Origin of the sequence: Aquabacterium soli, assembly GCF_003933735.1 — a bacterium.
Lineage (GTDB): Bacteria > Pseudomonadota > Gammaproteobacteria > Burkholderiales > Burkholderiaceae_C > Aquabacterium > Aquabacterium soli.
In genome coordinates this window covers 1-21,406 of the sequence record NZ_RSED01000030.1, presented here as the reverse complement: position 1 = coordinate 21,406, position 21,406 = coordinate 1, and the positions used below count along the sequence as shown (strand labels likewise).

Below are 21,406 nucleotides of genomic sequence, written 5' to 3'. Positions count from 1 at the left end.
GCTTGGCGTCAGGCGGCCTTGGCCGTGGTGCGGCGCACGGCGTTGGCAGCGGTCTTGAACGGGTCCAGCCCGATGCGCTTGACGGTGTCGACGAACTTCTCGCTGGCGGCGCGCTGGGCGCGGTAGGTCTCGACCACGGCCTCGATCACGTCGGTCACTTCATCGGCCGAAAACGAGGGGCCGATCACCTTGCCGGCCACGCTGGTGGGCGCGTGGTCGGAACCGTCGGAGCCGCCCAGGGTGATCTGGTACCACTCGGTGCCGTCCTTGTCCACGCCCAGGATGCCGATGTGGCCGCTGTGGTGGTGCCCGCAGGAGTTGATGCAGCCGGAGATGTGCAGGTCAATCTCGCCGATGTCGTAGAGCTCGTCCAGATCCTGGTAGCGCTCGATCAGCTCGTTGGCGATGGGGATGGAGCGGGCGTTGGCCAGCGCGCAGAAATCACCGCCCGGGCAGGCGATCATGTCGCTGAGCAGGCCGATGTTGGGCGCGGCGAAGCTGGCGGCCTTGGCGGCCTTCCACACGGCGAACAGGTCTTCCTCGCGCACCCAGGGCAGCAGCACGTTCTGGTCGTGCGTGACACGCACTTCGGAGGCGCTGAACTGGTCGGCGATGTCGGCGATGGCGTCCATCTGCGTGTCGGTGGCGTCACCAGGGGCCTGGCCGGGCCGCTTCACGGACAGCGTCACGCACTTGTAGCCGGCGATCTTGTGGCCGCGCACGTTGCGCTCTTGCCACTTGGCGAACTGAACCTTGTCGGTGTCGCTGGCGTCAAGCGGCAAGCCGTTGCCGGACGCCGTGTGGGCCTGCACCGACGCGGGGTTGTGGAAGCCCGCGTTCACGCGGTCGAACTCGGCCTGGGGGATCAGGTGGGCGGCGCCGTCCACATCACGCGTCAGGATGTTGTCGAACTCTTCATTGACCTGGTCGAAGAACTTCTGGCCTTCGGCCTTGACCAGGATCTTGATCCGGGCCTTGTACATGTTGTCGCGGCGGCCATAGCGGTTGTAGACGCGCACGATGGCCTCGATGTAGACCAGGATCTGCTGCCAGGGCACGAAGGCGTTGATCTCGGTGCCGATCACGGGCGTGCGGCCCATGCCTCCGCCCACCAGCACCTTGAAGCCGACCTCGCCCGCGTCGTTCTTGACCAGGTGCAGGCCGATGTCGTGCCAGTAGGTGGCGGCGCGGTCTTCCTTGGCGCCGCTGACGGCGATCTTGAACTTGCGCGGCAGGAAGGCGAACTCGGGGTGCAGCGTGGACCACTGGCGAATCACTTCGCAGTAGGGGCGCGCGTCGATGATTTCATCTTCGGCCACCCCCACCATGGCGTCGGCCGTGATGTTGCGGATGCAGTTGCCCGAGGTCTGGATGCCGTGCATGTTGACCTCGGCCAGCAGGTCCATCACGTCGGCGGACTTGACCAGCGGGATCCAGTTGTACTGCACGTTCTGACGCGTGGTGAAGTGGGCGTAGCCGCGGTCGTATTCGCGGGCGATGCGGGCCAGCTGGCGCACCTGCCGGGACGACAGCTCGCCGTAGGGCACGGCCACGCGCAGCATGGGGGCGTGGCGCTGAACGTACCAGCCGTTCTGCAGGCGCAAGGGGCGGAACTCTTCGTCGCCGAGCTTGCCGGCGAGGTTGCGCTCGAGCTGGTCGCGGAACTGGGCCGCGCGCTGGCGGACGAAGTGCTTGTCGAAATCGGTGTACTGATACATGGCATCCATCCGGCGGGCAACCGGGCGTCAATGTGTCAAAAAAGGATGTTCGCTTGTGGTGATGTGGGGGCTGGTCGGGGCGGTGGGGCTCGCCTCAGGCCGTCAGCAAGATCTTGCGGGCGGCGATGACCAGGCAGATACACAGTGCGAAACGCGTGATTGTCTCAGGCAATTGCTTGGTCAGCTTGGCCCCCACCCAGATCCCGGGGATGGAGCCCGCCAACAATTCGATCAGAAGAAGCCATTCCACGTTGCCCAGAGAGGCATGGCCGATGCCGGCCACGATGGTCAGGGGCACGGCGTGGGCGATGTCGGTGCCCACCAGGCGCTTCATGTCCAGGCGCGGGTACAGCAACAGGATCATGGTGGCGCCCAGCGCGCCGGCCCCGATCGAGCTGAGCGAGACCAGCACGCCCAGGATGGCGCCGCACAGCACCGTCAGGGCCGGGCGACGCTCGCGGGTGATCCAGCGCTCCAGCCACATGCCCACGCGGTGCCACACCGGGCGAAACGCCACGGTGACGGCCGTCAGCAGCAGGGCGATGCCCAGGGCGTAAGCCAGGGCGCTGTCGCGGCTCTTGCTGATGCCTTCCAGGTGCATGAACACCATCGTGGCGATGGACGCCGGGATGCTGCCGAGCAGCAGTTTTTTCGTGATGTGGTAATCGACGTGGCCTTCGCGGTGGTGCGCCACCGAGCCGGACACCTTGGTGAGGCCCGCGAACCACAGGTCGGTGCCGATGGCCACCGCCTTGTCGAGGTGGAACACCGAAATCAGCAGCGGCGTCATCAGGGAACCACCACCGACACCAGTCAGTCCCACAATGAGGCCTACACCGGCACCCGCGGCAATCGCAGTCCAATCGAACATCTTTAAAGAACTTGCTGCGCTGTGCGCTGAGGAAGCCGGGCTCCATGCCAGGCAGTTTGAACGAGACTGAACTGTAAAAAGGTTCTATATAAATGAGAAGAACATTTTTGGAAGTTGTTAATTCCACTGGAGCATATAAAACAACAAGGCGTCGCCTGGGCCTGGCAATGGCGGCCGTGGTGGCCTCGCTGGCCCTGGCCGGGTGCGGCAGCCTGCTGGGCGGCCGCGAAGGCCAGGCCCCCGTCAACCAGGCGCCGGTGATCGACACGCCGGTGGTGGCGCCTGCGCCCAAGCCGCCCCGGCCGATCAAGATCGCGGTGGCTTTCGGTGGCGGGGCGGCGCGCGGCTTCGCCCACATCGGGGTGCTGCAGGTGCTGGAAGAGCAGGGTATCAAGCCCGACATCGTGGTGGGCACGTCGGCCGGGTCCATGGTGGCGGCGCTCTACGCGGCGGGCCGCACGCCCACCGAGATGGAGCAGATGGCGATGACGCTGGACGAATCGACCATCACCGACTGGGTGTTCCCCGGCCGCTCGCTGATGAAGGGCGAGGCCCTGGCCAAGTTCATCCGCGACAAGACAGGCGGCAAGACCATCGAGCAGATGCGCATCCCGCTGGGCATCGTGGCCACCGACCTCAACTCCGGCGAGCCCATCCTGTTCCGGCGGGGCGATGCAGGGGTGGCCGTGCGCGCCTCCAGCGCGGTGCCGGCCGTGTTCCAGCCGGTCAAGATCGGCGGTCGCGAGTATGTGGATGGGGGGCTGGTGTCGCCCATCCCGGTGCGCTACGCCCAGCAGATGGGTGCCGACGTGGTCATCGCGGTGGACATCTCATCGATCCCGCAGGGGCAGGCCACGCAGAGCTCCCTGCAGATCCTGTTGCAGACCTTCAACATCATGGGCCACAGCATCAGCCAGCATGAGTTGAAGGATGCCGATGTGGTGGTGCGGCCCAAGCTGTCGGGCATCGGCGGAGCCGATTTCAGCAACCGGCGCCTGTCGGTGCTGGCCGGGCGCGAGGCCACCTACGCCGTGCTGGACACGCTGCGCCAGCGGCTGGCCGCTGCGCGCAACCGGTGAGGCCCGCCGCACTTTATGCGCTTCACGCGCTCAGCGCGCGGAGCCGAACGGCTGGCCCGTCAGTTTGTCGCCCGGCTTGAAGCCATGCTTGGTGAACCACCCCTTGTTCATCTCCAGCACGAAGCGCACGGGCTGGGTCGAACAATGCGGCGCTTCGGTCTGGGGCAGCATTTCGTCGAGGTTGACGATGCGGCCGTCATCGCCGACGAAGGCGATGGACAGCGGCAGCAGCGTGTTCTTCATCCAGAAGCACTGCTGCGCGGCCTGCGGAAAGACGAAGAGCATGCCTTCATTGGCAGGCATGGTCTTTCGCCACATCAGCCCGATGGCGTGCTGCTGAGGCGTCTGCGCCACCTCGACCTTGATGTTGAACATGCCCGCGCCCAGCGTGGTGGTGGGCAGGCGTTGCGGCCGGCCGCCATCCTGGGCCAGGGCAGCGGTGGCGCCGCCCATCGTGGCGGCCAGGCACAGGGCCACGCCCAGGGCCTTGACGGGGGTGGGCAGCTTGAAGGCCGGCAGGCGGCCAAAGAGATCGGGCAAGACAAACTGTGTCATTCATTGATCCTGGTCGGGGTCGCCGCACGCGGTCAGGCGTAGAGTGAAGCGGCCTATGTCCTCGTCATTGTCCACCCCTAACGTGCCCGGGCCCGCCGCGGCCGACAAGCCCACCCAGGCTGTACAGGGCATGAACGCGCCCCTGACAGAAGCGCAGGCCGCCGGTGTAGACGATCCGGCGGTGCTGGCGCAGTGCCAGGTGGGGCCGCGCGCGGCCGATGGTGCCGTGCCGATCGGATTGGGGCTGGCGGGGCTGTACTGTGCGGCCTGCGCCCTGACGATCGAATCGGCGCTGCAGCGCGTGCCGGGTGTGCGGGAGGTGCAGGTGCAGGGCGCCACCCAGCGCGCCCGCCTGGTGATCGACCCGGCGCGGGTGCAACTGTCGCAGCTGGTGCGCGCGGTGCAGGGGGCCGGCTACCGGGCATGGCCCGATGCCGGGGCTCGTCAGCTCGGCGCCCGCCTGCAGGATCAGCGCAAGCTGCTGTGGCGCCTGCTGGTGGCCTGGTTCTGCATGATGCAGGTGATGATGATCTCGACCGCCCAGTACGTGGGTGGCCCTCAGGACATCGCACCCGATCTGTGGCGCCTGCTGAACTGGTCGGCCTGGGTGCTGAGCCTGCCGGTGATGCTGTTCTCGTGCGGGCCCTTCTTCACCGGCGCATGGCATGCGCTCAAGCAGGGGCGCATCTCGATGGACACGCCGGTGGCGCTGGGCATCGCGGCCATGTTCGGCGTGAGCACGGGGGTGACCTTCGGGCATGCCGCCTGGCTGGGTGGCGATGTCTACTTCGATTCGCTGACCATGTTCGTGAGCTTCCTGCTCACTGGGCGCTGGCTCGAAAGCCGGGCGCGCGAGAAGGTCACCCAATCCCTGGAATCGCTCAGCGCGCGCCTGCCGGAGGCGGTGGAGCGTGCCGTGGGTGAGCGGCTGGATCCCGCGGATCTGGGGCAGGCCGAGGTCGAACGTGTGCCGCTGTCTTCCCTGCGCCCGGGTGACCACGTGCGCGTGACGGCCGGCCAGGCCTTCCCGGGTGACGGGCAGGTGGCGCAGGGCCAGACCGAGGTCGACGAATCCATGCTGACGGGCGAATCCCGCCCGGTGCCACGCGGCCCGGGCCAGGTGGTGGTGGCCGGCAGCCTGAACCTGGGCGCGCCCGTGTGGTGCCGCATCGAGCGCCTGGGGCCGGACACCCGCTACCAGCAGATCGTGAACCTGGTGCACCAGGCCATGACCGAAAAACCAGGATGGCTGCGCCTAGCCGACCGGTTCGCCGGGCCCTTCCTGTGGGGCGTGCTGCTGCTGGCGGCCCTGGGCGGGCTGGCCTGGTGGTGGATCGATCCCTCGCGCATCGTCTGGGTGGTGGTGTCCGTGCTGGTGGTGACCTGTCCGTGTGCCCTGTCGCTGGCAGCGCCTTCGGCCTTGCTGGCTGCAGCGGGTGCCCTGGCGCGCCAGGGCGTGCTGGTGCGCCGCCTGGATGCCATCGACACCCTGGCATCGGTCTCTGCCGTGCTGTTCGACAAGACGGGCACGTTGAGCGATGCCCACCTGGGCATCCAGGGCGTGTGGTGGCAGGGGCGTGCGCGGGCCTTGGCTGAGATACCCCCTGCGGCACTGTCCACCGCGGGTGCTCTCGCGTCTCAATCGCAACATCCGGTGTCGCAGGCTTTGTCGGGCCTGGAGGCGGAGCACGCAGGCCCAGGCAGCGTCTGGCAGGCCGTGCGGGAAGTGGCCGGGCTGGGCCTGGAAGGGCAGGGGCCCGATGGCCGCACCTGGCGCCTGGGGGCGGCAGATTGGGCCCTGGGAACACACCACGGGCCCCTGGCCCAAGCCTGGCCCGAGGGCCGGGTGTGGCTGGCGCCTCAGGATCCTGGCGGTGCGGACGAGGTGCTGGGTTTCTCGCTGGACGAGCACCCGCGCCCCGACGCCGCCCTGGCGCTCACTGAGCTGCGTGGCCTGGGCGTGTCCACCGCGGTGCTGTCAGGCGACCAGACCGAGCGGGTGCAGCGCTTCATAGAGCAGTTGCCCCCGGGGACGGCCTTGCCCATCCTGGGCGCCCAGGCTTCACCCGAGCAGAAACTCTCGCTGCTGCAGGCACGGCAGCAGGGCGGCCAGGTGGTCGCCATGGTGGGCGACGGCATCAACGACGCCCCCGTGCTGGCGCGTGCGTCCGTGTCCTTCGCGCTGGACCAGGGCGCCGCCCTGGCGCAGTCGCAGGCGGATTTCATCGTGCTGGGCGGGCGCCTGAGCGGCGTGGCGCAGTCGGTGCGCACCAGCCGCCAGGCCATGCGGGTGGTGCGTCAGAACCTGGCCTGGTCGGCCAGTTACAACCTGGTGTGCATTCCCCTGGCACTGATGGGCTGGCTGCCACCCTGGCTGGCAGGCCTGGGCATGGCGTTGAGCTCCCTGGCGGTGGTGCTCAATGCCCTTCGCCTGGGCAAGGCCCCCCGCAAAGCCACGCCAAACTGACCATTGTTTGATCTGGATCTGTACGGGCGCCCCCGATCTGGTAAAGATACGCCCGTGGACATCCTCTATCTGTTGCTCCCCCTGTCGGTGGTTCTGGTGCTGCTCATCCTGGGCGTGCTGGGCTGGTCGGTCTGGCGCGGCCAGTTCGACAACGTCGAGCAGGAGGGTGTGCGCATTCTTGACGAAGATCAGAAGGGCTCAGTCGAGCCCCCTTGATCCTGCGCAAGGCTGTTTCATCGCGTTTTCCCCAGAATCGGACGTGATGAAACAGGAGAACCCATGATGGCAAACAACAGTTCTGCCACCTACAACGACACCGTGGTCCGGCAATTCTCGCTGGCCGCCGTGTTCTGGGGGGTGGTGGGCATGGCGGTGGGCGTGTTGATCGCGTCGCAACTGGCCTGGCCCGAGCTGAACTTCGGCATACCCTGGCTGTCCTACGGACGCCTTCGGCCACTGCACACCAATGCCGTGATCTTCGCCTTCGGGGGCTGCGCCCTGATGGGCACCTCGTACTACGTGGTGCAGCGCACCTGCCACGTGCGGCTGATCTCCGACAAGCTGGCCGCCTTCACCTTCTGGGGCTGGCAGGCCGTGATCGTCGGCGCGGTGATCACCTTGCCGCTGGGCTGGACCCAGGGCAAGGAATACGCCGAGCTCGAATGGCCCATCGACATCCTGATCGCCCTGGTCTGGGTGGCCTATGCCGTGGTGTTCTTCGGCACACTGGGCATCCGCAAGATCCGCCACATCTACGTGGCCAACTGGTTCTACGGCGCCTTCATCCTGGCGGTGGCCTTGCTGCACATCGTCAACAGCGCCGCCATCCCGGTGGACATGGGCAAGAGCTACTCTGCCTATGCCGGCGTGCAGGACGCCATGGTGCAGTGGTGGTACGGCCACAATGCCGTGGGCTTCTTCCTGACGGCAGGCTTCCTGGGAATGATGTACTACTTCATCCCCAAGCAGGCCAACATGCCGATCTACAGCTACCGCCTGTCGATCGTGCACTTCTGGGCGCTGATCTTCACCTACATGTGGGCCGGCCCCCACCACCTGCACTACACCGCGCTGCCCGACTGGGCCCAATCGGTGGGCATGGTGTTCTCGCTGATCCTGCTGGCGCCCAGCTGGGGCGGCATGATCAACGGCGTCATGACCCTGTCGGGCGCCTGGCACAAGCTGCGCGACGACGCCATCCTCAAGTTCCTGATCGTGTCCCTGTCGTTCTACGGCATGTCCACCTTCGAGGGCCCGATGATGTCGATCAAGACGGTGAACGCGCTGTCGCACTACACCGACTGGACGGTCGGCCACGTGCACGCCGGTGCCCTGGGCTGGGTGGGGCTGATCTCGATGGGATCGCTGTACTACCTGATCCCGCGCCTGTTCGGCCGCACCACCATGTTCAGCGTGCCTGCCATCTCGGTGCACTTCTGGACGGCCACCATCGGCATCGTGCTGTACATCGCCGCGATGTGGATCGCCGGTGTGATGCAGGGCCTGATGTGGCGTGCGGTCAACCCCGACGGCACGCTGGTCTACACCTTCGTCGAAAGCGTCAAGGCCACCTATCCCTTCTATGTGCTGCGCGTGGCCGGTGGCCTGCTGTACCTCGGCGGCATGATCCTGATGCTCTGGAACACCGTCATGACGGTCATGGCCGGCCGCGCCAACACCGTGGCCGTGCCACAGCCCGCTGCGGCTTGATGACGGGAGACACCACATGGCTGACAAGCACACCCCCACCCCGGTCCTCTCGCACGAGCGGATCGAAACCAACAACTTCCTGCTGATCGCGCTGACCCTGGTGGTCATCCTGTTCGGCGGCCTGGTCGAGATCGTGCCGCTGTTCTTCCAGCGCAGCACCACCGAAGCGGTGCAGGGCCTCAAGCCCTACACACCACTGCAACTGGCCGGGCGCGACATCTACCTGCGTGAGGGCTGTTTCGGTTGCCACTCGCAGATGATCCGCCCCTTCCGCGCCGAGACGCTGCGCTACGGGCACTACTCGATGGCCGGTGAGTTCGTGTACGACCACCCCTTCCAGTGGGGCTCCAAGCGCACCGGGCCTGACCTGCACCGCGTGGGCGGCAAGTACAGCGACGAGTGGCACCGCGCCCATTTGACCGATCCGCGCACCGTGGTGCCCGAATCCAACATGCCGGCCTATCCCTGGCTGGAGGCGGCCGCGCTCAAGCCCGACCACATCGGCAAGAACATGGCGGCCCTGCGCGTGGTGGGTGTGCCCTACACCGATGACGAGATCAAGGCCGCGCCCGAAGAGCTCAAGGGCAAGACCGAACTGGACGCGCTGGTGGCCTACCTGCAGGTCATGGGCACGGCCGTCAAGTGACCCGATAGGCAACCGAACCAAGGAGCCGGAAATGGAACTCGGCACGCTGAGAAGCCTGGTGACTGTGATCTCCATGGCGGTGTTCGTGGGCATTGTCTGGTGGGCGTATTCGCGCCGCAACAAGGCCGATTTCGACGAGGCCGCCCGGCTACCCCTGTCTGACGACTGAATGATGATTGGAGGCTCTTCATGAGCGACTTCGTTTCGAATGGCTGGCACCTGTATGTGACCGCCATCGTGATCGGCGGGCTGCTGTTCTGCGTGCTCGTCCTGGTGGGCTCGGCCCGCCACAAGGTGATCCGTGATGCCAAGGGCAACATCGAAGAGACCACCGGCCACGTGTGGGACGGTGATCTGCGTGAGCTCAACAACCCGCTGCCACGCTGGTGGGTGGGCCTGTTCGTGCTCACCATCGTCTACGCGGTGATCTACCTGGTGATGTACCCCGGCGTCGGCGCCAACGCCGGCACCCTGGGCTGGACGTCCGTCAAGGAATACCACGACGAGGTGCTCAAGGCCAAAGTGGCCGAGGACAAGGTCTACGCCGGCTTCCAGGCCGAGGTGGTGGAAAAGCTGGCCGGCAACCCGGATGCGCAAGCCATCGGGCAGCGCCTGTTCCTGAACAACTGCGCGGCCTGCCACGGCTCCGATGCGCGGGGCGGCAAGAGCTACCCCAACCTGACCGACAAGGACTGGCTGCACGGTGGCACGCCCGACAAGATCATCGAGACCATCACCCATGGCCGCCACGGCGTGATGCCGCCCATGGCCGCCGCCGTGGGCACCAGCGAAGAAGTGCGCCAACTGGCCAACTACGTGCTCAGCCTGTCGGGCAGCGCGCACAACTCACTGATGGCCGAGCTGGGCCGCGACAAGTTCAAGGCCTGTGCCGCCTGCCACGGTGCCGATGGCAAGGGCAACCAGATCCTGGGCGCGCCCAACCTGACGGACAAGATCTGGCTGCACGGCTGGGGCGAGGCCGCCATCGTGGACATCGTCACCAAGGGCAAGACCAACGTGATGCCGGCCCAGAAAGACCGCCTCACGGCCGACCAGATCAAGGTGCTGGCGTCCTACGTGTGGGGTTTGTCGAACCAGACGCAGACGGCCCAGGGTGCCGCCACCAAGCCCCCGGGCGTGGTGCCTCAATGAACTGACTGACCACTGAACGACACGGGCCACACCATGGACAAGCCCAAGACCATCATCCCCATCAAGCCGATCGCAGCGGGTGCAGACGGCCGGCGGGAAGAAATGGTCTCGCTCTACGAAGCGCAGCCCAAGATCTACCCGCGTGAGGTCTCGGGCTGGTTCGCCAACTGGCGCTGGGCGCTGGTGGCCCTGACTCAACTGGTGTTCTACGGGCTGCCATGGCTGCAGTGGAATGGCCGCCCGGCCATGCTGTTCGACCTGGGCGCCCGGCGCTTCTACCTGTTCGACCTGGTCCTGTACCCGCAGGATTTCATCTACCTGACCGTGCTGCTGATCATCTCGGCCTACGGTCTGTTCCTGTTCACGGCGGTGGCGGGGCGCCTGTGGTGCGGCTTTGCCTGTCCGCAGACGGTCTACACCGAGCTGTTCCTGTGGATCGAGCGGCGCTGGGAAGGCGACCGTGGCCGGCGCATGAAGCTGGACCGCCCCGGCTGGAGCCTCGACAAGCTCTGGCGCAAGGGCGGCAAGCACGCCTCATGGCTGGCGCTCTCGCTGTGGACAGGCTTCACCTTCGTCGGCTACTTCACGCCCATCCGCGTGCTGTGGCAAGAGGTGCTCACGCTGGGCATGGGCCCCTGGGAGCTGTTCTGGACCGGCTTCTACGGCCTGGCCACCTACGGCAACGCCGGCTTCATGCGCGAGCAGGTGTGCAAGTACATGTGCCCGTATGCGCGCTTCCAGAGCGCGATGTTCGACCGTGACACCCTGATCATCAGCTACGACGAAAAGCGCGGTGAGCCGCGCGGCTCGCGCCCCCGCGGCACCGTGGCGGCCGAGCGTGGCCTTGGCGATTGCATCAGCTGCACCTTGTGCGTGCAGGTCTGCCCCACGGGCATCGACATCCGCGAAGGCCTGCAGTACGAATGCATAGGCTGCGCCGCCTGCATCGATGTGTGCGACACGGTGATGGACAAGATGGGATCCCCGCGCGGGCTGATCCGCTACGCCACGCTGAACGGCATGGAAGCCGGCTGGAGCCGCAAGCAGATGTGGAGCCGCATCGCACGGCCCCGCGTGCTGATCTATTCCAGCGTGTTGCTGCTGATCGTGATCGCCTTCGTGGGCAGCCTGTACCTGCGTACGCCTTTCAAGGTGGACGTGGTGCGTGACCGGGGCAGCCTGGCCCGCATCGTGGACGACGGCTACATCGAGAACGTCTACCGCGTGCAGATCATGAACGCGACCGAAACCGAACAGCGCTTCACCATCTTCATGGACCACCTGCCCCAAGTGCAGATGCAGGTGCAGCAAGAGATCATCGTCGGCCCGGCGGAAGCGCGCTGGGTGCCCGTGGCCGTGCGCGTGCCGCCCGAAGTGGCCCAGGCATTGGGCAGCGGTGCCCAGCGCGTCGAGCTGGTGATCACGCGCCAGCGCCAGGGCACCGATCCGGACGTGGCCGTGCATGAAAAGACCACGTTCATGGTGCCCCGCTGAGGCGCCAACCCTTCAAGGAGTTCGTCATGAACACACACACATCACCCACCCCTGACGCTGCCTCAGGCATCGACAACCGGCCGGGCGCAGGCGCGCCCTGGTGGAAGTTTCCCATCGTGTGGCTGGTGGTGGGCGGGCCGCTGATCGTGGTGGTCGCCTCACTCAACATGGTCGTGCTTGCGGTGCGCAACGTCGATCCGGTGCTGGAGAGTTACCACTCAGCATCGAGCAAGCCGGGCCATGCGCCCGCCGTGCAGGGGCGCAACCGTGCGGCGGACACGGCCATGCGGCCCGCTGATCATTGACTCACAGGCGGGCAGCTAGGGTTCTTCCTAGCGCGCAAGCTGCGCAAAGGGGTGAACATGGCTGCTGTGCTGAGCCTTGCTCAAGGAGACAACAGCCATGACGCCACGCGCCCTTCAAGCCGCCCAGATCCTGTGGCCCGCCTTCCTGGTGGCCGGTCTGATCGAAATGGTGGTGTTCGCCTGGGTGGACCCGACCGCGCTGCAGCTCAGCGAGGCCTGGCAACCTTCCCCCATGGCCACCTACACGATGGCTTTCCTGACCTTCTGGGCCATGGTGGCCGCGGCTTCTGCCGTCAGCCTGTGGTTGATGCAGGCGCCTGCTGGACAGGCACCCAAGCGCATCAGCAGCGCGAGGTATTGACCAGGGCGCGCAGCCCGTCGGCATCCAGGATGCGGATGTCGCGCTGCTTGACCTCGAGCAGGCCATCGTCCTGAAACTTCGAGAAGGTGCGGCTGACGGTCTCGAGCTTGAGGCCCAGGTAACTGCCGATCTCTTCGCGTGTCATGCGCAGCACCAGGGCGGATGATGAAAAACCGCGCGCATGCAGGCGCTGCGTCAGGTTCAGCAGAAACGCGGCCAAACGCTCTTCGGCCCGCATGCTGCCCAGCAGCAGCATCACCCCGTGGTCACGAACGATCTCGCGGCTCATGATTTTGTGGAACTGGTGCTGCAGGTCGCTGAACTCGCGCGACAGCTCTTCCAGTTGCGAATAGGGGATCACGCAGACCTGCGAATCCTCAAGTGCCACGGCGTCGCAGGCATGGTGGTCGGTGCTGATGCCATCCAGGCCCAGCAGCTCACCCGCCATCTGGAAACCGGTCACCTGGTCGCGGCCGTCTTCAGACGACACACAGGTCTTGAAGAAGCCCGTGCGCACGGCGTACACCGCCTTGAACGGCTCGCCCGCATGGAACAGCGCTTCGCCGCGCTTGACGGCCTTGCGCGCGCCAACCAGCTCGTCGAGCTGTCCGAGCTGAGGCTCGCTCATGCCAACCGGCAGGCACAGCTCGCGCAGGTTGCAACTGGAACAAGCTACCTTGAATGTGTCGTATTTCATGGGTCTGGGGATGGAAACGTCCGTGACGGCATGAAGTGACCGCGCAGGGTTCTTGGCCAAGGCGGGGCTCTGGTCCAGCATGGTAGCAGTGCAATCCGATGTGGTCATGGCGGGGGCGTTTCCGGGGCGAATAGGGGTTGGATCAAGCTTTGACGCATTGTTGCGTCTGGCCGCGCAGCCGGCTTGCGCCAGATCAAGCCCTTGCGGGAGTGCTTGGCACATTCTTCCGCCATGAACGCTGCTGCCCTTGCCCCTTCCGCTTTCCTACAGCCCCTGCCGCTTGTGGACCAAGATGTGCTGGGGAAGTTGAATGTCAATGGCCCCCGGTACACCTCCTACCCCACGGCTGACCGATTTGTCGAGGCGTTCGGGCCAGATCATTACAGCCTGGCGCTGGCCCAGCGGGCCGATGGTGCCGGCGCCATCGGTGGCGGCATTGCGCCCTTGTCCATCTATGTGCACATCCCGTTCTGCGAATCGGTGTGCTACTACTGCGCCTGCAACAAGGTGGTCACTCGCCACCATGAAAAGGCCGTTGAATACCTGCAGGCCCTGCGACGCGAAATCGACATGCACGTCGCCCAACTGGGCCGCGGCCAGGCCGTGTCGCAGCTGCACCTGGGCGGCGGCACGCCCACCTTCCTGAGCGACGAGCAGATCGAACAACTGTTCGGCTGGCTGCGCGAGGCCTTCCGCTTCGTGCCCGGCGGCGAATACTCGATCGAGGTCGACCCCCGCACGGTCGATGGCGATCGCCTGGCCCGCCTGGCCGCCATCGGCTTCAATCGCCTCAGCCTGGGCATCCAGGATTTCGACCCCCTGGTGCAGCAGGCCGTGCACCGCGTGCAATCCTTCGAATCGGTCGCCAAGCTGATGAAGGCCGCCCGGGATTCAGGTTTCGAATCCATCAACATGGACCTGATCTACGGCCTGCCGCGCCAGACACCGCAGGGTTTCGACCGCACGCTGGTGCAGGTCAGCGCCCTCAAGCCTGACCGCATCGCCCTGTACGCCTACGCCCACCTGCCGGCGCGTTTCAAGCCCCAGCGCCGCATCGATGCCAGTCAGCTGCCTCCGGCCGCCGACAAGGTGCTGATGCTGTCACGCGCCATCCGCCAGTTCCGCGCCGTGGGCTACGACTACATCGGCATGGACCACTTCGCGCTGCCGACCGACCCCCTGGCCGTGGCACGCCGCCAGGGCCGCCTGCACCGCAACTTCCAGGGCTACAGCACCCATCCCGACAGCGACCTGATCGGCCTGGGCGTGTCGGCCATCGGGCGGGTGGGGGCTCATTACAGCCAGAACGCCAAGACGCTGGACGAGTACTACGATGCACTGCAGCGCGGCATCTTCCCGGTGGTGCGCGGCCTCTCGCTGAGTCGCGACGACCTGGTGCGCCGTGCCGTGATCATGGCCATCATGTGCCAGGGAAGGGTGGACATCGAATCCATCGAACTGGCCTATCTGGTTGATTTCAGAAAGTATTTTGCGTACGAGATCGAGCAGTTGGCGCCACTGGTCGAGCAAGGGCTGGTCGAGATGGAGCCCGATGGCATCCGCGTCACCCCCATGGGCTGGTATTTCGTGCGGGCCGTGGCCATGGTGTTCGACCGCCATCTGCAAGCAGACCAGGCCACCGAGCGGTTTTCGCGCATCATCTGAGTCAGCTCTTCCCCCAGCGAGCACCTGTGCATGCTCTACAGCCTCCTGACCACCGCATTGCTCATTGGCCTGGGCGGCATGCTCCACTGTGGGGCCATGTGCGCCGCCCCGTGCGCCGCGGCCTTGCCCCAGGGCGTGCCCCTGCAGGCGCTGCTGGGCCGCACCCTGGGTTATGCGCTGCTGGGCGCGCTGGCGGCCGGGGCCACGGGTGTGCTGGCGGCCTGGTCCCGCTGGGCCGATGCGCTGCAACCCCTGTGGGTGATGCTGCTGGCGGCCACCGTGCTGCTGGGCGGCTGGATGCTGCTGAAGGGCGCCTTGCCGGGCGCGCTGCAAGACCATGGCCTGAGGGGGTACAGGCGGCTGCAAGCCCGTCTGGATGATTCCGGGCTGCTGGCCCGCCACCCAGCTTTGAAAGGTGTTGTGCCCCTGGTGCTGGGCATGGCCTGGGCCGCGCTGCCTTGCGGCCTGCTGTACGCCGCCGTCACCGTGGCGGCGCTGGCTGAAACGCCCCTGGCAGGGGCTCTGGTGATGGTGGTGTTCTCACTGCCCGGCGCCTGGGTGCTCTGGTGGATGCCACGTCGTCTGGGCCCCTGGGCGCAGCGCGCCCCCGCCACCTCGACCACCCCTGATACCACGCCAGCGGTGGTGCCTGTGCTCTGGCAACCCATGGCGCGGCAGACCCCGGGCCCGGCCCTGGCACCTGCCGGTGCGGCACGGTTCGGCACCCCGGCCAGTGCGCTGGCGGGGCAGGGTGGCACGCCCGCTTCCAGCATCTTCGGCACCCTGCGTTCGCGCCTGTCCGATCCGCGATGGGCTGTCCGCTTGTCCGGGTTGGTGCTGTGCGCCACCGCAGGCTGGGCCTTGGCCCACCGCTTGCTGGTGCAGTGGCAGGCTTGGTGCGCCTGAGGCTTTGACGCCTCATGGGGGCAAATAGCTGCAAATCCCCCCTTCACTCATGTGATGGACAGAGGGGCTCGCATAGAATAAGGAAGCACGGCCGACATCCATGGCCATGTTGTTCACGGAATCGCCAAACGCGGAGACCACAACCATGTATCAGCACATCAAAGTGCCCGAAGGTGGGCAGAAGATTTCGGTCAACCCGGACTTCTCGCTCAATGTTCCCCACAACCCCATCATTCCGTACATCGAAGGCGACGGCACCGGTTTCGACATCACCCCCGTGATGATCAAGGTGGTCGATGCCGCGGTTGCCAAAGCCTACAACGGTCAGCGCCAGATCCATTGGATGGAGATCTACGCTGGTGAGAAGTCCACGCGCGTCTACGGCCCGGATGTCTGGCTGCCCGAAGAAACGCTCAAGGTCCTGAAGGACTACGTGGTCTCCATCAAGGGCCCCCTGACCACGCCCGTCGGCGGCGGCATCCGCTCGCTGAACGTGGCCCTGCGCCAAGAGCTCGATCTCTACGTCTGCCTGCGCCCGGTGCGTTACTTCAAGGGCGTGCCTTCGCCAGTGAAAGAGCCCGAGAAGACCGACATGGTCATCTTCCGCGAGAACTCGGAAGACATCTACGCCGGCATCGAGTTCGAAGCCGAGAGCGAGAAGGCCAAGAAGCTGATCGCCATCCTGCAGAACGAGTTCGGCGTCAAGAAGATCCGCTTCCCCGACACTTCCGGCATCGGCATCAAGCCCGTGTCGCGTGAAGGCACCGAGCGTCTGGTCCGCAAGGCCATCCAGTACGCCATCGACAATGACAAGCCCAGCGTGACCATCGTGCACAAGGGCAACATCATGAAGTACACCGAAGGTGGCTTCCGTGACTGGGCCTACGCCCTGGCCCAGAAGGAATTCGGCGCCGAGCTGATCGACGGTGGTCCGTGGGCCAAGTTCAAGAACCCGCGCACCGGCAAGGACATCATCGTCAAGGATTCGATCGCCGACGCCTTCCTGCAGCAGATCCTGCTGCGCCCGGCCGAGTACAGCGTGATCGCCACGCTGAACCTCAACGGCGACTACGTGTCTGATGCCCTGGCCGCCCAGGTCGGTGGCATCGGTATCGCCCCGGGTGCCAACCTGTCGGATTCGATCGCCATGTTCGAAGCCACCCACGGCACCGCGCCGAAGTACGCCGGCAAGGACTACGTGAACCCCGGTTCCGAAATCCTGTCCGCCGAAATGATGCTGCGCCACATGGGCTGGGCGGAAGCTGCTGACCTGATCATCAGCTCCATGGACAAGGCCATCCAGAGCAAGAAGGTCACGTACGACTTCGCGCGCCTGATGGATGGCGCGACCCAGGTGTCATGCTCGGGCTTCGGCGAAGTGATGATCGCCAACATGTGATTGAGCGCCGGCTTGTGCCGGCAGCTGTCACCACAACCCCAGTGTGCGAATGAACCTGGGGTTTTTTTCTTGCCAGGGATCATTTCAACTGGTGCGGCGTTGGCGCATGAACACCCCGATGCTGCCCAGCCCTGCCATCACCAGGGCCAGCGCGCCGGGCTCCGGTACCACGGCCACCGCCATGGACCCATTGGCGGTGCTCATCGTCACGCTGCTGGTCGATGCATCAAGGAAAACCCGCGCTGACAGACTGAAAACGCTGGCTGTCTGGGTGGGGTCGTCTGGCTGGAAGTCGGCCAGCGTGTAGCCATTGGGGTTGAGGCTCCACCCGGTACCATCGGCGTACCGTGCCTGCAGCGCGGCCGTGGCCTGCGCTGCCGTCACCTCGGCACCATTGAGCAACAGCACCCCGTTGAGCTGGCCACCGACCAGGCTCCCACTGGCCTCTGCGTTGTTGCCGTTGAGTGCTGTCGACACGGACACGGAACTGCCATCTGCCGACAGGTTCACCGACAGCAGGTTGTAAGCCGTCGATGAGCCAGCGCTGGCGTTCAGGCTGATGCCGTACTCGGCGAACAGGGAGCCTTGTGCTTGGGGGCTGCTGAAGTTGCCCAGCTCCGAGTACTCCATCGCGACGGTCCACGCGTCGCTGCCCTGGGCCTGGATCGTCCAGGGGTCTGTGACGCGCGTCTGCGCGACCGTGGGGCTGTCGGCATTGACCGCCGCATTCGCACGGGAGTAGGTGCCCTTTTTGGCGTAGTAGCCACCACCCGTGATCGCAAAGCCCGTGTAGAGCGACACATAAGCCCAGTTCTCAGCGGTGCTGCCGCCCGCGCTGGTGTCCACATGCGGGTAGGGCACGGAGTAGAACGTGCCTGTCCACGTGGCGGCAGGTGGCTTGTTCACGGAGCTCCAGGTGTTCCAGCCTGCGCCGGGTGGGGTGGGGCTGCCGGCGAACGAGTTTTGATACTGGAAATCCCACTTGCCTGTGGGCAGCCCTGTCGCGGTGTTTCCGTACCAAATGCGATCGGTTTGCCATCCACTCTTGGCGGCGAACCAGTCTGATGACTGGCTGGCTGCGCCGGAATCCGAGGTGGCGGCAAAGGCCAGCGGCGCCATCGACGCCGCTGTGAACACGGAAAACAGGATGTTTGAAAGCATGCGCATGTCCATCTCCTGGTGAAGGCGCCACCGATATGGCAACACCGGGGAGGATCTTCATTTGGAAATTCGGACAGCGCAAGGAAACTTCTAGGGGGCCCCTTGTTTGAACCTAGGGCGTGGCAACCAGATCCACCTCCCGCACCATCACAGGCTCCCGGGCGCCTTTCTTGACGCGTTGCCGCACGGCCTCTTCAATGGCTGGCACATGGCACAGGTAGGTCTCCATGGGATCTTCGCCCGTCACGTTGGGGCGGTAACGGTAATGAAGAACCTGCCTGGCAATGCTGGCGCCGATCCACTGTGCGTCGATGTGGACCCAGAAGCGCACAGCGTCAGAGGCCTCATGGAAGAAGGGGTGGGTTGACATGTCGAGCTCCGGTAGAGGTGGCTCGGGCACCCTACACCCAATTGGCCGGCATGTCTGGACAATCTGTGGACTGGCGGCGCTGGCGCTTACTTGAGGTTGATGCGCAGGTAGTTGAAGATCAGCACGAAGGGGTACAGCGGCCCGGTGAGCAGGCTGACGAGGATCTTTCGAGCACGGGCGTGTTGGTCGCGCCGCCGGAGACTTGCTGGATTTCCTGGGTGTTGAGGGTGCGCATGGTCCTGCTTGAATGATGGTGGTTGACGATCGACATCATTGTTGTGCTGCCAAGGGTGTCGCAAGCCGGACTAACCCCTGCAGTGCACTCTGGCTGTCGATGGCACTGCGGCCTCATTGCCGCTGAAGGGGCCGTGTGCGTTGGTCCACGAATGCCTCGGTGGCATCGGGCGGCAACTTGGCCCACCGCGCGCAGTCGACCACGGTGCCGGAGAACCCGAAGCCCTGCGCCTGCGTCACGTTGACGACCTCGATGCCTTTCAGCGGTAAACCGCCCCAGGGTCTTCTGGTGCTGCGCGCAGCGCTTGTGCAGTACGCCGAGGCGATCGCCTCATAGGTGCGGCGCTGAACGAAGGGCTCGTTCATCACCACGCGCAGTGTCTGACCCTCTATGGCGACAGACAGCGTCGGGAAGGGCCGGAGCGCGGCTTGAAGATCACGTGGCACATCGGCACTGAAGGACACGACAGGGGCAAGGCAGGCTGCCGTGGTTAGGATGACTTGGCAGTGCAGTGCAGAGGGATGAACTCTCAGCGGCATGGAGACAAGCTCACGGATTGATGTCGAAATGAAGGACATCCTCTTGTACCCCCAGCTTGTTGTACAGCGCAATGGCAGGGGCATCGCCCTTATCGGCCTGCACCAGGATCACGTATGCGCCACGCTCCCGTGCCAGCCCGCGCAGAGCGCAGATCAGTGCGGTGGCCACGCCCTGACGCCGGTGCTCCAGGCGCACAGCCAGATCGTAGATGTAGATTTCAGAGCGCTGTTGCTCGAACTTGTGCAGCACGTAGGCTGCCAAGCCGCCAATGACCTGGCCGCCCGACATGGCCGCTATCGCGATGAAATCATCTCGGGACAAGAGCTGCGAGAGGTAACGGTCATCGGGCTGGCTGCCTGTGTAGGTGTCGATGTCTTCAAAGACTTCTCCGAACATGGCCAACATGCCCCGCAAGGCGGCCAACTGCACGTTGCCCAGCACCTGGGTGGTGATTGAATGCATGAGTTGGCTCCTGCATTTGCCGTGTCAACTTTCGCGCACCTCGACATGGTACGTGGCCCACGGGCAAAGGCTGAATCGTTGGCTGACAGGCTTGGCGGCCATGTCGGGAAACTTGTCCGCATCGTAGACAGCCCACAGCGGCCCCAGGCCACCCAGGCCCATCGGGCGGTTGTCGAGATGGGTGGCCAGGATGAAGCGGCGCTGCGAGGCTTCAGCGGCTGTCAGCAGCACGCCGTAGCCATCCACCGCGCGCAACAGCAGCGCTGTCTTCTCGCCGATCTTCACGCCGCAGGCCCTCAAGACATCCGTGAGCAACGGGCCTTTCAGAACATGGGGCTTGTTGTCGTACTCCAGCGTGGGCTTGATGGTGATGGCGGGCATGGCCGTGAGCGCAGCGAAGTCGAACGCATGTGCCTTGCTGAAGCTGACCTTCTGCTTGTGCATCATCTGGTCGAGGGCTGGATCCAGCGGTCCGCGATTGCCTGGGCCGATCAGGCCGGATACGGTCAACAGCACCGGGCCCGTGGCAGCCTTAGGCGCGTTCTGCGCGAGCGCGTTGAAGGAGGTAGCGGTGCCCAGGCCCAACGCCGCTGTTTGCAGAAAGTCGCGTTTGTTCATCAAGGGCTGTTTCTTGGTTGACTATGTGAGTTCGATGCCATGGTCTGCACACCACTCGCGAAGGCGGGATTCCTTGGCGGACTTCTCGTGGTCAAACCACGCTTGCAATTGCCCTTTGCGTTCCAGGAAGCTTTTGAACTTGCCGTAGGCGCCGCGATTGCGGAAAAAGCCAAGAACGGTCGAGAGGTCGTCGGGCAGATGCTCTTCTGAGAACTCAATGGCCAGCTCGCGTCCTAGTCGAAGCTCCGACTTGTCGGGCAAGGCAAGGTAGGGGCCAGCTTCGAGGTCTTCGGGCGGTTCTTCATCAAGGTCCATGTCACCCGAAGTGATGTGAACGGTACCGCGCTCCAAGCTGATGAAGGCTTGGGTGTCCAGCAGATCGCCAAAAGCACAGAACTCGTATCCCTCAAGGACTTCGATGAACTTTGCGGTGGTCACGGGTATACCTGCGGAATGGTTTTGGTGCGCTTAAGGGTGAGACACATTCTCCGTCAGGTGTCGCTGGGGCCGCCGAGCATGGGCTTGAAGCCGGCCGCAATGAGGCGCCTTCCGTCAAAGGCAGGGGGCTGATCACCAAACTGCATTCGTGGGTCATTCGTCACCTTCTCCATGCCTGCGTCGCGTGCAGCTTTGTCTGGCCACTCGACATAGGACATGACGACAGTTTCATCTTCCCGCACACCTGCGGCATTGGCAAAACTTTTGTACTCCACCTGAGCCCGCTTGGTTTCCGCTCCGTGATACGTCGTCGGATCCGGTGCTGACTCATCGAGCCAGCACTCCATGATGCTTATCGCGCCATGTTCTTTCACCACCTTCTCAGAGAGCCTGGCCAACGCCTCGTAGGCGGCCTTATTGGCGCGAGGAACGGGGGCGAGGAAGCAGTCGATGTAGCTCATCTTGGTTACCTCTGCGGTGCTGGCGCACACATTCTGCGTTAGGTCTGTGTGTCCACAAAACTCCGGCAAGATTCACGTCGGCTTGACTGATGGGAT

General features: G+C 64.9%; 24 protein-coding genes. 13 read left to right on the top strand and 11 right to left on the bottom strand.

Annotated elements, in window-relative coordinates; all coding sequences use genetic code 11:
* Positions 1–8: 8 nt before the first annotated feature.
* Together EIP75_RS22435 and EIP75_RS22430 are read right to left on the bottom strand one after the other, a co-directional pair.
* Positions 9–1,718 (bottom strand): nitrite/sulfite reductase, encoded by a 1,710-nt coding sequence (locus tag EIP75_RS22435; protein ID WP_125245434.1) that lies wholly within the window; start codon positions 1,716–1,718, stop codon positions 9–11.
* Between the two features lie 94 nt (positions 1,719–1,812).
* On the bottom strand, positions 1,813–2,589 hold the full coding sequence (locus tag EIP75_RS22430; RefSeq protein ID WP_125245433.1) for a sulfite exporter TauE/SafE family protein: 777 nt from the start codon (positions 2,587–2,589) through the stop codon (positions 1,813–1,815).
* 167 nt (positions 2,590–2,756) lie between these two features.
* Between EIP75_RS22430 and EIP75_RS22425 the strand changes: the two genes are divergently transcribed.
* Positions 2,757–3,668, top strand: coding sequence for a patatin-like phospholipase family protein (locus tag EIP75_RS22425; protein WP_125245432.1), 912 nt, complete (start codon positions 2,757–2,759; stop codon positions 3,666–3,668).
* 30 nt (positions 3,669–3,698) lie between these two features.
* Here the strand turns inward: EIP75_RS22425 and EIP75_RS22420 are convergent, their stop codons facing one another.
* Entirely contained in the window at positions 3,699–4,223 is a 525-nt protein-coding gene (locus EIP75_RS22420; protein WP_125245431.1) for a DUF192 domain-containing protein, read from the bottom strand.
* A 55-nt stretch (positions 4,224–4,278) separates the two neighbouring features.
* Here EIP75_RS22420 and EIP75_RS22415 point away from each other — a divergent pair, with 55 nt between their 5' ends.
* The 9 genes from EIP75_RS22415 to EIP75_RS22375 all read left to right on the top strand — a co-directional run bounded on the left by EIP75_RS22415 (position 4,279) and on the right by EIP75_RS22375 (position 12,358).
* A complete protein-coding gene (locus EIP75_RS22415) occupies positions 4,279–6,690 on the top strand; it encodes a heavy metal translocating P-type ATPase (protein WP_233585002.1) in 2,412 nt (803 codons plus the stop codon).
* 54 nt (positions 6,691–6,744) lie between these two features.
* Positions 6,745–6,906 carry a cbb3-type cytochrome oxidase assembly protein CcoS gene (gene ccoS / locus EIP75_RS22410; RefSeq protein ID WP_125245430.1) on the top strand — a complete coding sequence of 54 codons (162 nt, stop codon included), beginning with the start codon at positions 6,745–6,747 and terminating at the stop codon, positions 6,904–6,906.
* 63 nt (positions 6,907–6,969) lie between these two features.
* Positions 6,970–8,400, top strand: a complete 1,431-nt coding sequence (gene ccoN, locus EIP75_RS22405) for a cytochrome-c oxidase, cbb3-type subunit I (protein ID WP_125245429.1) — start codon at positions 6,970–6,972, stop codon at positions 8,398–8,400.
* Between the two features lie 16 nt (positions 8,401–8,416).
* Complete coding sequence (gene ccoO / locus EIP75_RS22400; protein WP_125245428.1) at positions 8,417–9,046, top strand: cytochrome-c oxidase, cbb3-type subunit II; 630 nt, start codon at positions 8,417–8,419, stop codon at positions 9,044–9,046.
* 31 nt (positions 9,047–9,077) lie between these two features.
* The gene (locus EIP75_RS22395) at positions 9,078–9,215 is read left to right on the top strand and encodes a cbb3-type cytochrome oxidase subunit 3 (protein WP_125245427.1); all 138 of its coding nucleotides are present in this window, start codon (positions 9,078–9,080) and stop codon (positions 9,213–9,215) included.
* Between the two features lie 20 nt (positions 9,216–9,235).
* On the top strand, positions 9,236–10,198 hold the full coding sequence (gene ccoP / locus EIP75_RS22390) for a cytochrome-c oxidase, cbb3-type subunit III (RefSeq protein ID WP_125245426.1): 963 nt from the start codon (positions 9,236–9,238) through the stop codon (positions 10,196–10,198).
* Positions 10,199–10,231: 33 nt separating this feature from the next.
* Complete coding sequence (gene ccoG, locus EIP75_RS22385) at positions 10,232–11,692, top strand: cytochrome c oxidase accessory protein CcoG (RefSeq protein WP_125245425.1); 1,461 nt, start codon at positions 10,232–10,234, stop codon at positions 11,690–11,692.
* A gap of 26 nt (positions 11,693–11,718) precedes the next feature.
* Complete coding sequence (locus EIP75_RS22380) at positions 11,719–11,997, top strand: nitrogen fixation protein FixH (RefSeq protein ID WP_233585001.1); 279 nt, start codon at positions 11,719–11,721, stop codon at positions 11,995–11,997.
* A 97-nt stretch (positions 11,998–12,094) separates the two neighbouring features.
* Positions 12,095–12,358: a hypothetical protein gene (locus EIP75_RS22375; protein ID WP_125245424.1), complete on the top strand. Its 264-nt coding sequence runs from the start codon at positions 12,095–12,097 to the stop codon at positions 12,356–12,358.
* Here EIP75_RS22375 and fnr read toward each other — a convergent pair.
* A complete protein-coding gene (gene fnr / locus EIP75_RS22370) occupies positions 12,339–13,055 on the bottom strand; it encodes a fumarate/nitrate reduction transcriptional regulator Fnr (RefSeq protein ID WP_125245423.1) in 717 nt (238 codons plus the stop codon). The genes EIP75_RS22375 and fnr overlap by 20 nt on opposite strands.
* 273 nt (positions 13,056–13,328) lie before the next feature.
* Between fnr and hemN the strand changes: the two genes are divergently transcribed.
* The 3 genes from hemN (at position 13,329) to icd (ending at position 17,025) form a co-directional block, all read left to right on the top strand.
* Positions 13,329–14,720 carry an oxygen-independent coproporphyrinogen III oxidase gene (hemN, locus tag EIP75_RS22365; protein WP_420797182.1) on the top strand — a complete coding sequence of 464 codons (1,392 nt, stop codon included), beginning with the start codon at positions 13,329–13,331 and terminating at the stop codon, positions 14,718–14,720.
* Positions 14,721–14,750: 30 nt separating this feature from the next.
* Positions 14,751–15,626, top strand: coding sequence for a sulfite exporter TauE/SafE family protein (locus tag EIP75_RS22360; protein WP_125245421.1), 876 nt, complete (start codon positions 14,751–14,753; stop codon positions 15,624–15,626).
* Between the two features lie 145 nt (positions 15,627–15,771).
* The gene (icd, locus tag EIP75_RS22355) at positions 15,772–17,025 is read left to right on the top strand and encodes an NADP-dependent isocitrate dehydrogenase (RefSeq protein ID WP_125245420.1); all 1,254 of its coding nucleotides are present in this window, start codon (positions 15,772–15,774) and stop codon (positions 17,023–17,025) included.
* Positions 17,026–17,109: 84 nt separating this feature from the next.
* Here icd and EIP75_RS22350 read toward each other — a convergent pair whose 3' ends face one another.
* From EIP75_RS22350 to EIP75_RS22320, 7 genes are all read right to left on the bottom strand, one after another.
* The gene (locus EIP75_RS22350) at positions 17,110–18,192 is read right to left on the bottom strand and encodes a PEP-CTERM sorting domain-containing protein (RefSeq protein ID WP_158622962.1); all 1,083 of its coding nucleotides are present in this window, start codon (positions 18,190–18,192) and stop codon (positions 17,110–17,112) included.
* Between the two features lie 106 nt (positions 18,193–18,298).
* Positions 18,299–18,556, bottom strand: a complete 258-nt coding sequence (locus EIP75_RS22345; RefSeq protein ID WP_125245418.1) for a DUF1488 family protein — start codon at positions 18,554–18,556, stop codon at positions 18,299–18,301.
* Between the two features lie 348 nt (positions 18,557–18,904).
* Positions 18,905–19,255 carry a hypothetical protein gene (locus EIP75_RS22340; RefSeq protein WP_125245417.1) on the bottom strand — a complete coding sequence of 117 codons (351 nt, stop codon included), beginning with the start codon at positions 19,253–19,255 and terminating at the stop codon, positions 18,905–18,907.
* Between the two features lie 85 nt (positions 19,256–19,340).
* Positions 19,341–19,793, bottom strand: a complete 453-nt coding sequence (locus EIP75_RS22335; RefSeq protein WP_125245416.1) for an AAC(3)-I family aminoglycoside N-acetyltransferase — start codon at positions 19,791–19,793, stop codon at positions 19,341–19,343.
* A 24-nt stretch (positions 19,794–19,817) separates the two neighbouring features.
* Positions 19,818–20,411 carry a putative pterin-binding protein gene (locus EIP75_RS22330; RefSeq protein WP_125245415.1) on the bottom strand — a complete coding sequence of 198 codons (594 nt, stop codon included), beginning with the start codon at positions 20,409–20,411 and terminating at the stop codon, positions 19,818–19,820.
* A 21-nt stretch (positions 20,412–20,432) separates the two neighbouring features.
* Positions 20,433–20,849: a hypothetical protein gene (locus tag EIP75_RS22325; RefSeq protein WP_125245414.1), complete on the bottom strand. Its 417-nt coding sequence runs from the start codon at positions 20,847–20,849 to the stop codon at positions 20,433–20,435.
* Positions 20,850–20,902: 53 nt separating this feature from the next.
* Entirely contained in the window at positions 20,903–21,310 is a 408-nt protein-coding gene (locus EIP75_RS22320) for a DUF1428 domain-containing protein (RefSeq protein WP_125245413.1), read from the bottom strand.
* Between the last annotated feature and the right edge of the window lie 96 nt (positions 21,311–21,406).

Excerpts from the sequence above, each read along its gene's own strand:
- EIP75_RS22435 (WP_125245434.1), bottom strand. The coding sequence starts at position 1,718 with ATGTATCAGTACACCGATTTCGACAAGCACTTCGTCCGCCAGCGCGCG.
- EIP75_RS22430 (WP_125245433.1), bottom strand. The coding sequence starts at position 2,589 with ATGTTCGATTGGACTGCGATTGCCGCGGGTGCCGGTGTAGGCCTCATT.
- EIP75_RS22425 (WP_125245432.1), top strand. The coding sequence starts at position 2,757 with ATGGCGGCCGTGGTGGCCTCGCTGGCCCTGGCCGGGTGCGGCAGCCTG.
- EIP75_RS22420 (WP_125245431.1), bottom strand. The coding sequence starts at position 4,223 with ATGACACAGTTTGTCTTGCCCGATCTCTTTGGCCGCCTGCCGGCCTTC.
- EIP75_RS22415 (WP_233585002.1), top strand. The coding sequence starts at position 4,279 with ATGTCCTCGTCATTGTCCACCCCTAACGTGCCCGGGCCCGCCGCGGCC.
- ccoN (WP_125245429.1), top strand. The coding sequence starts at position 6,970 with ATGATGGCAAACAACAGTTCTGCCACCTACAACGACACCGTGGTCCGG.
- ccoO (WP_125245428.1), top strand. The coding sequence starts at position 8,417 with ATGGCTGACAAGCACACCCCCACCCCGGTCCTCTCGCACGAGCGGATC.
- EIP75_RS22395 (WP_125245427.1), top strand. The coding sequence starts at position 9,078 with ATGGAACTCGGCACGCTGAGAAGCCTGGTGACTGTGATCTCCATGGCG.
- ccoP (WP_125245426.1), top strand. The coding sequence starts at position 9,236 with ATGAGCGACTTCGTTTCGAATGGCTGGCACCTGTATGTGACCGCCATC.
- ccoG (WP_125245425.1), top strand. The coding sequence starts at position 10,232 with ATGGACAAGCCCAAGACCATCATCCCCATCAAGCCGATCGCAGCGGGT.
- EIP75_RS22380 (WP_233585001.1), top strand. The coding sequence starts at position 11,719 with ATGAACACACACACATCACCCACCCCTGACGCTGCCTCAGGCATCGAC.
- EIP75_RS22375 (WP_125245424.1), top strand. The coding sequence starts at position 12,095 with ATGACGCCACGCGCCCTTCAAGCCGCCCAGATCCTGTGGCCCGCCTTC.
- fnr (WP_125245423.1), bottom strand. The coding sequence starts at position 13,055 with ATGAAATACGACACATTCAAGGTAGCTTGTTCCAGTTGCAACCTGCGC.
- EIP75_RS22360 (WP_125245421.1), top strand. The coding sequence starts at position 14,751 with ATGCTCTACAGCCTCCTGACCACCGCATTGCTCATTGGCCTGGGCGGC.
- icd (WP_125245420.1), top strand. The coding sequence starts at position 15,772 with ATGTATCAGCACATCAAAGTGCCCGAAGGTGGGCAGAAGATTTCGGTC.
- EIP75_RS22350 (WP_158622962.1), bottom strand. The coding sequence starts at position 18,192 with ATGCGCATGCTTTCAAACATCCTGTTTTCCGTGTTCACAGCGGCGTCG.
- EIP75_RS22345 (WP_125245418.1), bottom strand. The coding sequence starts at position 18,556 with ATGTCAACCCACCCCTTCTTCCATGAGGCCTCTGACGCTGTGCGCTTC.
- EIP75_RS22335 (WP_125245416.1), bottom strand. The coding sequence starts at position 19,793 with ATGCATTCAATCACCACCCAGGTGCTGGGCAACGTGCAGTTGGCCGCC.
- EIP75_RS22330 (WP_125245415.1), bottom strand. The coding sequence starts at position 20,411 with ATGAACAAACGCGACTTTCTGCAAACAGCGGCGTTGGGCCTGGGCACC.
- EIP75_RS22320 (WP_125245413.1), bottom strand. The coding sequence starts at position 21,310 with ATGAGCTACATCGACTGCTTCCTCGCCCCCGTTCCTCGCGCCAATAAG.